Raw genomic sequence first — 16,357 nt, forward strand, 5'->3', positions numbered from 1 at the left:
TTTAAAAACTCTTTTTGGTTGTGTCTCTTAGCATTTTATACAAATTTAATAGCTGCTATCAGAAAATGGTACAGTTCTATCACTCTATTTATAGAACCGACATTGTAAAAAAGAGATAAAAACCATGACTCATGGCAAAAGGAGATTTTGTCGATTAATACAGCCCACCTGTCCCACTTTCAAGTGCTTTGTTGACTTGTGGAGAAGTCGTTACTGCAGGAACACCTTCTTGAAAAGAATTTGTACTCCCAATAACTTGATATATATCAGCAGGCCCAGTCCCTGGTTTAAATGCTTCTATAATGACATCTTGATCTCCTCTTTCGGCAAGCATTCCTGTTTTCCGATTAATTGGCATTAAAATCATACCTTTTGGCATCTTAAAGGGAACATCTGGCTTCCCTTTAAGAGCATCTGCCATAAAATCACCAAAAATAGGTGCAGCTAATGAACTTCCTGTTCCATTATATCCTAACGGAGCTGGTTGATCATAACCGACAAAAATACCAACGACAATGTCAGGAGTAAATCCCATAAACCAGACATCCTTAGAGTCATTGGTTGTTCCTGTTTTAGCGGCAATATGTCGATTAAGATAACGTAAACGTGCCGCAGTACCACGCTGAACAACCCCTTCCATCATCGATGTAATTTGATAAGCCGTCATAGGGTCAAGAACTTGATCTCGCTCATCAATCAATGTGGGTTCACTTTGATTATTCCATGAATTCGTATTACAATTTTCGCAAATACGATCATCATGACGATAAATTGTCTTCCCATAACGATCTTGAATTCTGTCTATCAGAGAAGGTTTAATAGAGCGTCCGCCATTGGCAATAACGGAATAAGCTGTAACCATTCGTAATACTGTTGTTTCGCCAGCCCCTAAAGCCATGGGAAGATAAGGCTGCAATTTATCTACGATCCCAAAGCGTTCTGCATATTCAGCGACAAGAGGCATTCCCATATCATTGGCAAGCCGTATTGTCATAAGATTACGAGAACGCTCAATACCATAACGCAACGTTGAAGGTCCTGCAAAGGTACCCCCATAATTTTTGGGTTGCCAAACTTCACCATTATATTGACGAACTTCAATGGGGCCATCTAAAACAACGGATGCTGGTGTATATCCGTTATCAAGAGCTGCTGCATAAACAAAAGGCTTAAAAGCAGACCCCGGTTGTCGGTAAGCTTGGGTTGCACGATTGAATTCAGATGCTGCAAAAGAAAATCCTCCCACCATAGCAAGAACGCGCCCTGTATGAGGTTCCATAGCAACAATTGCACCTTCAACCTTTGGAATTTGTTGTAAACGATAAGTGTTGTTTGTATTGGATAGTTTTTCAACAAAAATGACATCCCCAACTTGCAGAACATGAGATAAGCTCTGAACAGTTTTTCGATAACCATTTTCTTTTACAACATGGAGTGCCCATTTTGAATCAGCTTCAGATAAAACAGCAATTTCCCGTTTTTTTGATAATATACCTGAAGCTTCGCGCTGTGGCTGTAAACCAATCTCTACTTTGTTGGGATTAGTAGAAAGAACAACAGCTAAACGCCATTCAGGAACATCACTTAGCCCTGTGATATCTGCAAGTTCTGTCCCCCAATCACCTTTCTCATCAATATGCGCATAAGCTCCACGCCATCCTTGCGCATGATCAAATCTAATTAATCCATCGTGCAAAGCACGTCGCGCAATAAGTTGTAAATGCGGATCAAGCGTTGTACGAATGGAAAGCCCACCTTCATAAAGTGTTTTAGCCCCATAGCGATGTATTAAACGACGCCGTACTTCTTCAGTAAAATAATCAGCCGCAAAAACATAGCTATCACTCCCACGTATTGTCGCTCCTAAAGGTTTAGCTTTCGCTTTTTCACCTTGTTCATGCGTTACATATCCATTTGCAATCATCCGGTCTATAACCCAATTACGCCGATCAATAGCACGTTGTGTATTCTTAAATGGATCATAATTTGCTGGTCCTTTTGGAAGAGCAGCCAAATAAGCACATTGTTCTAGCGTCAGGTCATTGACGGATTTATTGAAATAGGTCAATGAAGCAGCAGCTATGCCATAAGTGCCACGACCCAGATAAATTTCATTGAGATAAAGTTCGAGAATATGATCTTTTGAATAAGTTTTCTCAATACGCATTGCTAAAATAGCTTCCTTAAATTTACGTTCTAACGTTGTTTCTGAACTTAAAAGGAAGTTTTTAGCGACTTGTTGCGTTATAGTTGATGCACCCTCTGGACGTCTTCCAGAACCAATATTACGAATATTATTGATCAAAGCTCGAGAAAGTCCTTCAGGATCTAAACCAAAATGATGATAAAAGTTTTTGTCTTCAGCTGAAATGAAAGCATTTATAACAAGCTTTGGTATTGATTGAATCGGTAAATAGAGGCGATGTTTTGTTGCAAACTCTGCCATAAGACGGCCATCAGAAGCATGGACACGGGTCATTACCGGCGGCTCATAAAGTGAAAGAACTTCATAATCAGGGAGTGCATTTGCTTGACCACTGGTCATAACACCCCACGTTATTGCACCATAAAGTCCAATAGCAATAAAAAAACGAAGAAGATATCTTAAAAAAATCATCATAAAAACGGCTATCGCTTTCTTAAGAATTAATTAAAGAAAAAATACGTTACTTCAAACACACCAAGTGGATATCACCACAAGATTGAGATCAAGAGAAATTGTTTTCTATCTTTTATTTATACCAGGGTACACTAGAAGCCCATATTGATACTCTATTTTCTCATAAATTTAAAGAGGCTGTATCATTTTCTGCCTATAATCAGCAAATTGACGAATAGAATGAGCAATAGAGGCTGCCATTTGTTTTCTCCAATGAGGATCATTTAATAACTTTTCATCCTCTTTATTGGATAAATAACCTATCTCTATCAAGACTGAGGGTATATCTGAAGCTCTTAAAACTTGAAAATTAGCATACCGATGTGGGTTATTAATCAAGTTAATATGATTCTTTGATAAACTTGAAATAACACTATTTGCAAAATTAACCGAAAATGTATGTGTTTCACGTCGTGTAAGATCCATCAAAATATCTGTAACTTCGAGCGTTTCATCTGCAGGCAAACCATCAAGCAAATCAACTTTATTTTCATTTTCAGCTAAAGATTTTGCAATGGCATCAGAGGCTTTATCTGATATGGTATACACTGTGGCACCGCGAAGAGAATGTAGATCAATCGTATCTGCGTGAATAGATATAAAAAGATCAGCATCAAACTCTTGCGCTTTTTTAACTCTTTCACTTAGTCTTAAAAAAATATTGGAATCTCGTGTTAAAGCAACGGTAATATGAGAATCCTTTTGTAATTCGTCTCGCAATGCACGCGCAAAGTCTAAAGTCACATCTTTTTCTAAAATTCCAGTAACACCCCGTGCACCGCCATCAATACCACCATGACCAGGATCAAGAACAACACGGAAATTATATGCTGGCATTAACTGTGTTTTTGTATCAAAATTGCTTCTTTGCTGTTTTTTTAATATCTCATCAAATTTTTCTTGTGTACTTTTACGAATATCAATCAGCAACTGCCATAAACCATTATTTAATTTTTTTACGACATTTTTTTCAACCACAAAAGCCGTTTTACTTGTCAAAATAATGCGTGAAGTCTGTATGTCAGAGAAAGCATAACGCACATCTGAAAGCATAACGGATAATGTATTCCGTTTCTTTAAAGGCGTATTTTGCATCGAAAAGTCAATTGTAGGTAAATTGATAACCAAACGTGCGGGCCTGTCAAAAATCTGTAAACGAACATTTGGTTTTGAATTAAAAACCGCAATAATACGCGTATGAATACTATCACCAATGGTTCGAAAATTAATAAGTCTCAGAGGATCTGCGGCTTGAACACTAGTTTGGAGTAGCAAAAAAGATAATAAAAAGTATGTGACGAGCACAATAACATCCCCATAAGCTGTTTTCAGCTTTTTGGTAAAAAAAACTCTTATCATAAGCAAAATACTCTACATTACCTTTGTAATAATTTATCTTGGTTACATAAAACGATACACCAATTTATTATCTATTTTTCAATAAAAGCTAAATAAACACCTCAAAACGAAATTAAGGTCATAAAGATATTATAATTATACATGATTTACATTGTTACTTGCCAAACGCATGATATCAACATAAAAGAATATTTATGCTTCCTAGCTGATAATAGTCATCTAAATTATCTGTAACTCATATTAAGTTGTCTTTAGAAGTTTTTTGTCTATTATGCGTTGAGACTTTTTTATGGATGAAAAATTTCTATGTTGTAACATTAGGATTGCATTACTTAAGATTCGTTGGTTCGGATATCCGAACTGTTTTAAAGATTATTTTACCGGAGACTTTTAAGAAAATATGAGTCATAAAAAACAGATGGAAATAATGATGAGAAATGGTGTAAATGCAGTCATGCCTTTGCACGTGGTGTTTCGTCCTGTTTTTCTGGTACCTCCCTTTTATGGCAGACAGCCTTTTATGTTTACGAATAGTTATGGCATTCGTTTGAATAAAATTGTGCATGTCGCCTTCAGGATATTAACTTATGTCAAACAAAATGCTTATAGATGCCTCCCATCCGGAGGAAACACGTGTTGTTGTTGTTCACGGCAACAAAATTGAAGAACTTGATTTTGAATCAGAACATAGAAAACAGCTCAAGGGGAATATTTATCTCGCACGTATTACGCGTGTAGAACCGTCTCTCCAAGCGGCTTTTGTTGAATATGGTGGAAACCGACATGGTTTTTTAACATTTTCTGAAATTCATCCTGATTATTATCAAATTCCTATTGCTGATCGCCTTGCTCTTCTTGAAGAAGAAGAAAAAGAAGCTGTAGGAGAAAATTCTGTAGATACCTTTACGGAAGAAGCAACTAAAAATAAAAAACGCTCCAGAAGAACAAAAAAAAGTGAAAAAAACAATGTTATAGCAGCCGATATTGAAAATGATATCACATCTGAAGCGATAATAATTGATAATACAGAAGAAGCATTAAATGCCAATATCTCTTATGATGAGATTGAAATGGTCGGTGCTGAGGACATCCGTGAAGAGCTCCCGATTTATCAAAGAAAACAAGGGCGCCAGTATAAAATTCAAGAAGTCATTAAACGACGTCAAATTTTGTTGGTACAAGTTATCAAAGAAGAGCGTGGTAATAAAGGTGCTGCCCTTACAACATATCTATCTCTAGCTGGTCGTTACTCTGTTCTAATGCCCAACACAGCACGTGGTGGTGGTATTTCACGAAAAATTACGAACGTACAAGACCGTAAGCGTCTTAAAGAAATCGTAAAAGAATTAGCCGTTCCAAAAGGTATGGGCGTTATCTTACGAACCGCTGGTGCCAATAGAACAAAAGCTGAAATTAAACGTGATTATGAATATCTTATGCGGTTATGGGATACTATTCGCACTTTGACACTCGAGTCAACGGCACCATGCCTTGTCCATGAAGAAAGCAATCTCATCAAGCGTTCTATACGAGATCTTTATAATAAGAACATTAGTGAAATTCTTGTCTCTGGAGACCAAGGATATCGTGAAGCGAAAGACTTTATGCGTATGCTCATGCCAAGTCATGCAAAAGTTGTGCAACCTTACCGTGATCCTACGCCCATTTTTGCAAGAAATAATATTGAAATTCAACTTGATAAAATGTTGCAACCACAGGTTTCTTTAAAATCTGGTGGTTATCTTGTTATTAATCAAACAGAAGCACTTGTTGCTATTGACGTAAATTCTGGCCGCTCTACGAAAGAATTCTCTGTCGAAAAGACAGCCTTACAAACTAACCTTGAAGCTGCTGAAGAAGTAGCGCGTCAATTACGCTTGCGTGACCTTGCTGGTTTAATTGTGATTGATTTTATTGATATGCTTGAAGAACGCAATGTGAAGCTGGTCGAAAAAAAATTAAAAGATTGTTTAAAAAACGATCGTGCTCGTATTCAAGTAGGTCATATTTCACACTTCGGCCTTTTAGAAATGAGTCGTCAACGTATTCGCATATCGGTTTTAGAAAGTACGACACAGCCCTGCCCACATTGCGCAGGAACAGGAAATATACGTTCTGAATCATCAATTGCGTTACATGTCATGCGCTCAATTGAAGAATATCTTCTTCATAATTCGCAACATAATATTATCGTGCGCACCCCCGTAGCAACAGCGCTTTATGTATTAAATCATAAACGCAATATTCTTGTTAATTTAGAAGCTCGCTTTAAACTTAATATTAGTATTGAAGCAGATGATAGTATTGGAACACAACATCTTGTTATTTCTAAAGGCTCAATAGCAGAGAGAATTTCTCAATCTTCATTGGAAGATGACAATAAGCAAGAAATTGAAGATTCTGTTTTCATAAAAAGTGAATCTATTGAAAATCCTTCTCCCATTGAAACAAACCAAAAGCGTCGGCGCAAAAATCGTCACGGTGAAATTACTGATCATTCTCTCTCCAACGTTCATAAAAAAGAAGATACCTTAAATGATGATTCTTATCGTCGAGGACGTCGTCGAGGACGTCGTGGTGGTCGACGCAATCAAGATAATAATTTTCATCAGATTCGCGTTCCTTATGCAGAACCAGTAGGAGATTTTGCTAAGCAAGCTTTAGCAGAAATTAAAGCAGCGCATCGCAAACGTCGTGTTTCACCTGTTAAATCTTTTGAACTTGAAGAAACAAAAAATAATACACAAGCTCTAGATATACAACAACAGAGTGAATCTGAAAAAAATGATACAAGTATTAAACCTAAAAAACGTAAAACACGTTCTTCAAAAGTAGTAGAAAATCAACTTTCTTTAGAGAATGATCAAAATATTGCAGAACAAAAATCTCTTGAAGAAAAACCTACAACCAGTCCGGTGCGTAAAACTAAAACAAAAAAAGCAGACAAAGCTATTCATGAGGTAGAAGATAAAGCTCTTGAAAAGAGTAAAAAATCAACACGTGGAACACGTAAAAAATCATCTTCTAAAGAGACAACGCAAATACAAAAAATATTAGAGCAAGAAACTGTAATCGAGATGGAGAAAGTTATCGAAACCTCTCCTTCCCAAATTGAAGAAACAATTAATCAACCCGTTGTTATTTCATCAACGCCTAATGATTCTTCCAAAACTGAACGTATTGGTTGGTGGAAACGCAGAATTCTTTCGAAAAATTAAGGATTAAAAAAACCGCCACAGAAAACTGTGGCGGTTCAAATAAACAATTATAGAAAACGTTTTGACCAACTTTTATGGTGTGGTTTTATTACTTTTGTTTCGCTTTTTCTTGCTCAGCCCGCATACGCTCTTCAATTTCTTTTTGCTTTGATTGAATAGCTTGCTGCAGCTTTATTTGTTCTTGTTGGAAATCTTTTTCCTCCATACCAGGACCGGTATAGGCTGCTGTAAACCCATTAAGAGAAAATTCAATAGGATTAGCTGAACCACGAAAATTAACTGTGGTTACAACCATTTTTGTACCACTTTTCATAGCTGCTATAAGCTTATCATCTAAGACATCATTAGCAATACAACTTGGTCCATTACAAATAATATAAGGAATTTTTTTAGAGAACTCGTCACCAATTTTAATGTGAACACCTTCTGGCAAAAAACGACCTGTAGGTACTTGAATACCTATACGTTTCTCATTTTGCTTCCCTTTTATTTCAACAAGATTAAAAGCCGTTAAAGGTTGTCCCGTATTCGATAATACAGTATTCATTGTATTACAAATATCAACATCATGCTGCTTACTGCAAACTTTGTACCAACCTTGTGATAAAGTTTGCGCATTTGCAGAAATACCAGCTATAAGAAAAAGGGCAGCGGCTCCAACTAATACTGAAACAGCAGAATAAACATTTTTATGCGACATGATTAAGTTAATCCTTTCAACGCGCTCTTAAGTAACTTCAAAAAAATATTAAATATAATTCCAACTTAATTTATTAAATTATAATGAAATAACAATTAATTTTACTATTTTTACTTCAATATAAAAAAAAAAGTCAAATTTAGAGAAAAAATACGACGAGCCATTCTAATTTTTATACACTCATATCATTTCCCCTCTTCATCACATTGGTATTTGATGCAATCTATCCATAAAACACCTCTGTGCATTTAAACTAAGATTACACAAACGAATCAATATTGCAATATTAATTAAAATAAACTCTGATACTACTCTAAAAAATTTACTAATTAAAATTTTTACATTTATTACTCTTCATGTTAAGCTTATAGAACCTTAGCAACAGGTGTTGTAATGCATGAAGCTCCAAAATATCAGATAAATTTTACTGTTTTCCTTATGTGCCTCGTGTGATACACAAAAACAAAATCATCTACGATATTATTGAAACATTTAATGAATTAAAACCACTGATTGTCTAAAATTTCTGCATAATTGTAAGAGAGCTTTTTGCTAATGAACAATTTTCTGCCCTTGTTTACAAAATAATGGTGATACGCTTTTGTAATAAAAATTTTATATTCCATAGCGTTTAACTAAACAGTTTAGTTTAAAAATACGCTACTAAAGAAGTGCTTTTTTCTTAATTAAACAACACATTTTCTTAGAGAGAAAATCTATAACTGCTGAAAATATTTTATTTATAATAAACTTTCTTAAAATATAATAACATATTAATTTATAATAATAATTTATCTTTTTTCTATTTCTATATTGTATGAAAGATCCTAATAGCGCAAACCTCTCTTATATTGAATCAATAAAATTTATCCACTTGTACATCACAAGCGGAGTTAGTTTTATAGATAAAACTACTGAACAAAGGACCCCCCCTATGAATCATCTCACGTGCCCAAAGCCATAATAAATTTATGCTCATATATTATACATCTATTATTGCATCTCTGTACAAATATCATCTCTCAGCTTTATAACGTGAATAAAAAATGTAGCTTTTATCAATTTATTTTAAGTTATTTCTTAAATAAAGAATCTACTAAAATGATAAATTCTTTTCATCTTTCACAATATCAAAGATATAAATCGTTAATGATTTAAGTTTTAAGAAAAAAATGAATTAAAAATATCATTTTGTTTCTCTATATAACACAACTTAGAACTATAAAATATTTCTCTTATCGTATTAATGAAACAAGATTTATGATATGAGATGTATCGTCATTAAAATAATTAAACAGATAAAAATAAAAAACTACAAGCACAAAAAATTATGCATAAAAAGAAAACATAAAAAAGATATATGATTTTATTATTTAATAATATATTAAATCTTATATGATAAGAACAATAGATAATATCTTATGTGCATAAAATTACTTTATTATAAATAATAATTAAAAACAAAAAATTAAAATATATTTTAACTATTATTTAGTATATAATATTAATTTCTCTGTATTTATATGAGTAAATTTTTAATTGAATAATTCTTCAACATGAAAACGTATACGATCTATAATATTCTTTTTCTTGTTTGGAAGCATTATATTATGTACTTCTTTAATGGTATTACAAAGCTTAGGTGCACTTTTTACAAACCAATTATCTTCTGTAAGACTATTTTTTATATCGTCAAATATTTGTTTTTCATAACTATAAGAGCCATCTGTTAATAATTCTTTAATATCCCTGACTAAACTAGGACTTATTGAATTATTTGCGCCTTTAGCCCAACTAAAATCTTTATCTTTCCAATCAAAATCTTTGCGCAAAATAGCACCTATATCACTTTGCAATATATCCGCTAACGTATTGCAAGCAATAATAAATATGAGATAATTTTTCATTATCTCATCATCACCTCCACTTTTCTCATTCATTCCCCATTCATTAAACGTTTGAGTTTTTTTTAAATAATCTTTTGCTTTAATCAACTTTTCTTCATACTCCCCTACTTCATACTCTCTCGCTATATGTATTCTAGAGATAATTTTTTGTTTTTTTTCAGCTAGATCCTGTAATTTCGAACCAAGATTATAATATTCATCCTTCAGAGTTTTCAGTTTTTTATATAACTTATTCCGTTCCTGTAAACGCTCATAGTATTCTGCTTTAGAAATATTTTTTTTCCAAATATCCAAATGAGATATACTTTCTTCAATAAATTGTATGCTCTCTTTAATATTCTTTCTTTTGTTTTTTAAATGTTGGTATTGTTCATCAGAAGATAACTCAGCATAAGCGTTTTTTACGCCATATATTAAAGTGAGTAACAAAAAAACGATAGTTAGACACTTTTGTAATGAAGAAAGCATGCTATCTTTACCTAAATTCTTTCTAAAAAATTTACAGGAGCTTATTAGCTTATTATATTGAAAGTGCTATTTAATGCGGTTAAACCGTCTAATCTATTTCCTTCATTATATCAATACGTATATAATAAAAACAAAATAAATATATAATGGCTCTTTATTATAAACTTAAATTTTATTCAGAATGATTTTATAAAAATGAGTAACAGTTCTGAAACAATAAAGAAATTTTTTAAACAGAATGTTATTCTGCCATTTCGACAAGCTGTGTCATAATATTCGCTGCTCCAACAAGCCTTTCATCCGCTGAGGACCAATCACGAATAAGAGCAATACTTTGATCTGGTCGAATTTTTGCCATTGAACCTTGTTTTCCCACCCACTGAACAAGAGCAACACTATTTGCGAAATAGTTATTACGAAACTGTATGACAATCCCCTTTGGTCCAACATCTAATTTCTCTACATGTGCTTTTCGACACAATGTTTTAATATGAAAGACTTTAAGAAGATGTTGAACCTCAAGGGGCAAAGGACCAAAGCGATCAATTAACTCCGCTGCAAATTCATCAATTTGTTCTAAACCATCAAGTTCTGTTAAACGACGATAAAGTCCCATACGTAATGATAAGTCAGGCACGAAACTTTCTGGTATCATCACTGTTGTACCAAGGGAAATTTGAGGTGACCATTGCTTATCTTCATTTAGCTCTCCATCTTTTAATTCAGCAACAGCTTCTTCAAGCATTTTTTGATAGAGTTCAAATCCAACTTCTTTGATATGCCCCGATTGCTCTTCACCTAAAAAATTGCCTGAACCGCGGATATCCATGTCATGGCTTGCCAATTGAAAACCGGCCCCTAAGGTGTCAAGAGATTGTAACACTTTAAGACGGCGATCAGCAGCAGTTGTTAAAACTTTACCAGCAGGAAATGTAAAGAGAGCATACGCACGTTGTTTTGAACGTCCTACCCTACCACGTAACTGATAAAGGGCAGAAAGACCAAACATCTCAGCACGATGCACAATTAGGGTATTGGCTGTTGGAATATCAAGACCTGATTCAATAATGGTTGTTGAGAGCAGCACATCATATTGTCCATCATAAAATGCATTCATGATATCATCAAGTTGTCCAGCCGGCATTTGTCCATGAGCCACAACGAATTTCAGTTCTGGCACATGTGTTTTGAGATATTCTTCTACAAAAGCCAGATCAGAAATACGAGGACAAACATAGAAACTTTGTCCACCACGATAATATTCTCGAAGCAGGGTCTCTCGTATAACAAGTGCATCAAAGGGTGAAATAAAAGTACGAACCGTCATTCTATCAATGGGGGGGGTTGTTATCAATGAAAGTTCACGTACACCCGATAAAGCTAACCCTAAAGTGCGTGGTATGGGAGTTGCTGAAAGTGTGAGAACATGAATATCACTTTTAAGCTCTTTTAAACGCTCTTTGTGTTTGACACCAAAATGCTGTTCCTCATCAATGATAAGAAGACCTAACCGTAAAAAATTAACTGCACCACTTAATAATGCATGGGTTCCAATGACAATATCGATTGTACCATCTGAAACACCTTTTTTTACTCGTGCAAGTTCTTTCGCTTTTACAAGCCTCGAAGCATGTCCAATTTTAACCGGTAATCCTTGAAAACGCGAAATAAATGTTTTGTAATGTTGACGTGAAAGCAAAGTTGTCGGTACAACAACAGCAACCTGATATCCATTTAATGCTGCAACAAAAGCACTTCGAATGGCTACTTCAGTTTTTCCAAAACCAACATCACCGCATATCAAGCGATCCATCGGCTTGCCTGAGGCTAGATCGTCCAAAACAGCATCAATTGCATTCATTTGATCTTCCGTTTCTTCATAGGGAAAGCAAGCAACAAACTCATCAAATGGTCCAATTGGTGGAAGTAAAGCAGGCGCAGCACGAGTCATACGCTCTGCAGCTATACGGATTAATTGCCCTGCCATTTCCAATAAATGTTTTTTAAGCCGAGCTTTACGTGCTTGCCAAGCAACACCTCCTAATTTATCTAAAGTTACCTCTGTTCCTTCTGAGCCATAACGTGAGAGAAGCTCAATATTTTCAACAGGTAAAAAAAGTAAATCACCTCCAGCATATCTAATTTCAAGGCAGTCTCGTAAAATTCCAGTGGTTCTGATGGTTTTAAGACCAACAAATTGGCCAATACCGTGGTCGATATGCACAATAATATCACCAGAATTTAAAGCAGAAATTTCAGAAATAAAATTTGTATTATTCTTACGCCGCTTTGGCGATCTTATAAAACGATCGCCAAGGATATCTTGCTCTGCTATAATAGCCAAATCTTCAGCCACAAAACCATGTTCTATCATGATAACAGCTGCTAATATGCGATCCCGAGGTGTTGCTTTGACAGTTTGCAAAGATTTTGCAACATCTATTTTTTTCAATCCATGCTCATCGAGAACTTGTAACAAACGATTGAGAGATCCTTCACTCCAACACGCTAAAAGCACTTTTTTACCAGCAGCGCGTAAAGATGCGATATGATCAATAACACTTGAAAAAACATTTTTTTCCTGCGCATTACGCTCTTTTACAAAATCATATCCTTGTTTAACATTGGTGTGAATAACAGTTTGTTCCAAACTTTGTGGAATATTAAAAGGCGAAAAATCAATACGCTGCGAAGATTGTTGCGCACCTTCCAAAACACGCTCTGGCGTTAAATAAAAAAGACTAGGATCTATTGGATGATAAGAAGTAGAATTTTTTTCATCACTTTCGCGCTCTTTGCGCGCATTATAATAGTCTTCAATAAGACGATAGCGCTCAATGAAGACTTCTTCTATGAGATGCTCAAAAACTATCGGTAAGTTGCCACAATGGTCAAAAAAGCTATCAAGGTTTTCATAAAAAAATGGAAGCCAATGTTCCATACCGGCAAAACGCCGACCTTGAGAAATTGCTTCATAAAGCATGTTATTTTTTTGTGATACACCAAATGTACGGGTATAATTGCTTTTAAAACGACTGATGCGTTCTGGTGTAAGGACAACCTCACTCATTGCCTGTAATAAAAGTTCAGTTTTTTGGCCTGTTGTCCTTTGACTTTCTGGATCAAATACGCGGATACTTTCTAGGGTATCTCCAAAAAAATCAAGGCGTAAAGGTTCAACATCCATCGGAGAAAAGATATCAAGTATTCCTCCTCTTACAGCAAACTCACCAACATCACGGACAACCGTAACGCGTTCAAAACCATTGGTTTCTAGAAATTGAATAAGATTTCCCATGTTATTGCGCTGGCCAACACGTGCGTGAATAAGCTGAGCTTCTATCATTTCACGAGGAGGCAACTTTTGCATAATTGCATTTGCTGTTGTTAATATAATTGCAGAATATGGATCTTTCCGTAAATTTGCTATGTGTGCCAATGTTGATAGTCGACGTGCCATAACAGCAATTCCTGGTGATACGCGATCATAAGGCAAACAATCCCATGCAGGAAATTGAAGTACGGGTAAATTGGGTTCAATAAAATTTAAAACTTGTTGTAAATGCGCAATTTTTGTTCCGTCACGGACAACATAGATGAGCGGTTTACCTTGTGCAATTTCTGAACTTAATTTAGCAAGCGCAAAGGCTTCAAATCCATCAGTAACGCTATCTAAAATCATACGAACAGAATTATTTTTGGGAATAACAATTTTTTTAAATATAGGCATCGGGATTAATAACTTAAGCAAGTACGATAATTGGCAATATCACGGAAAAGTGGACTATCAACTTCAGAGGGGGGCAAAATTTCTCCAGTAATCCATGTGAGTAAATCACGATCATCAAAAGACATAATATACTCAAGCTCAGAGAGCGTTCTATCATTCATCCCAGTAATATGAGCATCGACATAATGTCCAAAAATGAGATCCATTTCACGAATACCGCGATGCCATGCACGAAAAATCAATCGACGACGACGAGCATCTAATTGATTTTTGTCAACGACAAAAACTGTCATAAAAAATCTCCTTGAATAAAGTAATATAAACTATTCAATTAGTCGTATAAAATTTTTACCTTGCTTTAAGGAAGTTCTATAATCTTTTGTTCTTTAAGTGTAATTCGACGATGCATTTGCTTAGCCAAAGCGTAATTATGTGTTGCAATAAGAGCAGAAAGACCAGACTGACGAACAAGGATAGATAAAGCTTGAAAGACATAAGCTGAAGTTACTGGATCAAGATTTCCTGTAGGTTCATCAGCCAAAAGAACCGAAGGGCCATTTGCTACTGCACGTGCAATAGCAACACGTTGTTGTTCTCCTCCCGATAACTCTGAGGGACGATGGTTCGCACGATGAGAAACACGCAGATACGTCAATAATTTGCGCGCACGATCTTCTGCTATAGATTTTTTTAATCCTGCTATCATTTGGGGTATCATGACATTTTCTAACGCCGTAAACTCTGGAAGTAAATGATGAAATTGATAAACAAAACCAATATCATTTCGTCTTATAGCTGTTCGCTCACTATCAGAGCGCTTTGCACAAGAAACACCCCGTAACATCACATCACCAGCTGTTGGTTTTTCTAATAATCCAGCAATATGAAGAAGTGTTGATTTTCCAGCACCAGATGGTGCAACAAGTGCGACAAGCTCTCCACGATTAAGAATAAAATTCGCTTTATCTAAAACAATGAGTGGCTTATGACTCTCGAAAAAGTGTCTTTCAATCTCTACAAGCTCTAAAATAGCTGTCATTATTCATACCTCAAAGCTTGTACGGGATCTAGCTTAGCAGCACGCCATGCCGGAATGAGAGCAGCAAGAAACGACAAGAATAAAGCCATCATAGCAACCAAGATGGTCTGTTTCCACTCAATTTGTGCAGGCAATTTTGTTAAAAAATAAAGTTGAGGATTAAAAACGTCGACATTAAATAACCAAGATATAAAATCTTGGATATGATTAATATTCGCGGTCGCGATAACACCTAAAACTAAACCCAATATAGTTCCAATAAAACCAATCATCATTCCTGTAATGATAAATATACGCAAAATCGCACTCTGTTGAGCCCCCATCGTGCGTAAAATTGCAATATCATGACTTTTATCTTTTACAAGCATAATCAGCCCTGAAATAATATTTAAAGCAGCAACAAGAACGATCAGAGAAAGAATGAAAAACATAACATTTCGTTCAATCTGTAAGGCTGAAAAAAAAGCCTGATTGCGTGTACGCCAATCAATTAAATAGACCTGTTGTTCAACTGCTTTTTCTACAACAGGTTTTATTTGATCAACAGCATCAGGATCATTTAGAAATAATTCCAAAGACTGAACCTTATCTCCCAAATTAAAAAACATTTGTGCTTCATGGAGAGGCATAAAGATAAATATTGAATCATATTCAGACATACCAACTTCAAAAATAGCAACGACTTTATAAGCTTTCACACGTGGGGTAACGCCAAAAGGAGTCTCATCACCATCTGGAGTAATAATACGAATATCTCTTCCAACTGTCAGTCCTAATTTTTCTGCTAAGCCACTTCCAATTGCAACACCTTCTTCTTGATCAAACCGAGAAATCGATCCTAATTTAATGTTTTGAGAGACTGTTTTAAGCTTTTCTAGATCTTGTTTGCGCATACCACGAACTAACGCGCCAGAGCCACCTTGAACTTCACCTTGAACAAGCGCTTGACCTTCAATAACAGGTAAAGCAAACTTCACACCATTTGTAGTTTCTAAAGAAGAAATAAGAGTCTTATAATCAGAGAAACCAGAATCAACTGTTTGAATAATAAGATGCCCATTCATACCAAGAATACGATTGAGAAGTTCTGTACGAAAGCCATTCATCACCGCCATAACAACAACTAGAGCAAATACGCCCAACATAATCCCAATAAGAGAAATAATTGAAATAACAGATGCAACGACATGTTTTTTATTGGGAATCATATAACGAAAAGCGATCATCCACTCATAAGATGAAAAGCATTTTTTTTTCAGCCTCTTCATAATATTTCC

At 35.2% G+C, this 16,357-nt stretch carries 9 protein-coding genes; 1 reads left to right on the plus strand and 8 read right to left on the minus strand.

All coding sequences use genetic code 11. From position 1 onward, the window contains the following. Positions 1 to 154 precede the first annotated feature (154 nt). Together ACFIMP_RS03205 and ACFIMP_RS03210 are read right to left on the minus strand one after the other, a co-directional pair. Positions 155 to 2,620 (minus strand): penicillin-binding protein 1A, encoded by a 2,466-nt coding sequence (locus ACFIMP_RS03205; RefSeq protein WP_375685980.1) that lies wholly within the window; start codon positions 2,618 to 2,620, stop codon positions 155 to 157. Between the two features lie 168 nt (positions 2,621 to 2,788). Further along, positions 2,789 to 4,018 carry an N-acetylmuramoyl-L-alanine amidase family protein gene (locus ACFIMP_RS03210; protein ID WP_375628086.1) on the minus strand — a complete coding sequence of 410 codons (1,230 nt, stop codon included), beginning with the start codon at positions 4,016 to 4,018 and terminating at the stop codon, positions 2,789 to 2,791. A 587-nt stretch (positions 4,019 to 4,605) separates the two neighbouring features. Between ACFIMP_RS03210 and ACFIMP_RS03215 the strand changes: the two genes are divergently transcribed. Continuing rightward, the gene (locus ACFIMP_RS03215; RefSeq protein WP_375672024.1) at positions 4,606 to 7,236 is read left to right on the plus strand and encodes an Rne/Rng family ribonuclease; all 2,631 of its coding nucleotides are present in this window, start codon (positions 4,606 to 4,608) and stop codon (positions 7,234 to 7,236) included. Positions 7,237 to 7,324: 88 nt separating this feature from the next. Here ACFIMP_RS03215 and ACFIMP_RS03220 read toward each other — a convergent pair whose 3' ends face one another. The 6 genes from ACFIMP_RS03220 to ACFIMP_RS03245 all read right to left on the minus strand — a co-directional run bounded on the left by ACFIMP_RS03220 (position 7,325) and on the right by ACFIMP_RS03245 (position 16,348). Next, positions 7,325 to 7,936 (minus strand): invasion associated locus B family protein, encoded by a 612-nt coding sequence (locus ACFIMP_RS03220; RefSeq protein ID WP_273791265.1) that lies wholly within the window; start codon positions 7,934 to 7,936, stop codon positions 7,325 to 7,327. 1,535 nt (positions 7,937 to 9,471) lie between these two features. Continuing rightward, entirely contained in the window at positions 9,472 to 10,311 is an 840-nt protein-coding gene (locus ACFIMP_RS03225; RefSeq protein ID WP_375672025.1) for a hypothetical protein, read from the minus strand. A gap of 241 nt (positions 10,312 to 10,552) precedes the next feature. Continuing rightward, positions 10,553 to 14,041 carry a transcription-repair coupling factor gene (gene mfd, locus ACFIMP_RS03230; RefSeq protein ID WP_375685981.1) on the minus strand — a complete coding sequence of 1,163 codons (3,489 nt, stop codon included), beginning with the start codon at positions 14,039 to 14,041 and terminating at the stop codon, positions 10,553 to 10,555. A 5-nt stretch (positions 14,042 to 14,046) separates the two neighbouring features. Then, positions 14,047 to 14,334: an FAD assembly factor SdhE gene (locus tag ACFIMP_RS03235; RefSeq protein ID WP_273791268.1), complete on the minus strand. Its 288-nt coding sequence runs from the start codon at positions 14,332 to 14,334 to the stop codon at positions 14,047 to 14,049. 65 nt (positions 14,335 to 14,399) lie between these two features. Further along, the gene (locus ACFIMP_RS03240) at positions 14,400 to 15,080 is read right to left on the minus strand and encodes an ABC transporter ATP-binding protein (RefSeq protein WP_273791269.1); all 681 of its coding nucleotides are present in this window, start codon (positions 15,078 to 15,080) and stop codon (positions 14,400 to 14,402) included. Further along, positions 15,080 to 16,348 (minus strand): lipoprotein-releasing ABC transporter permease subunit, encoded by a 1,269-nt coding sequence (locus ACFIMP_RS03245; RefSeq protein WP_375668360.1) that lies wholly within the window; start codon positions 16,346 to 16,348, stop codon positions 15,080 to 15,082. Before ACFIMP_RS03245 ends, ACFIMP_RS03240 begins: the two co-directional genes overlap by 1 nt. Positions 16,349 to 16,357 lie beyond the last annotated feature (9 nt).

It is taken from the genome of Bartonella sp. AP65SXKL, from assembly GCF_042195725.1.
In the GTDB taxonomy this organism is placed as follows: domain Bacteria; phylum Pseudomonadota; class Alphaproteobacteria; order Rhizobiales; family Rhizobiaceae; genus Bartonella.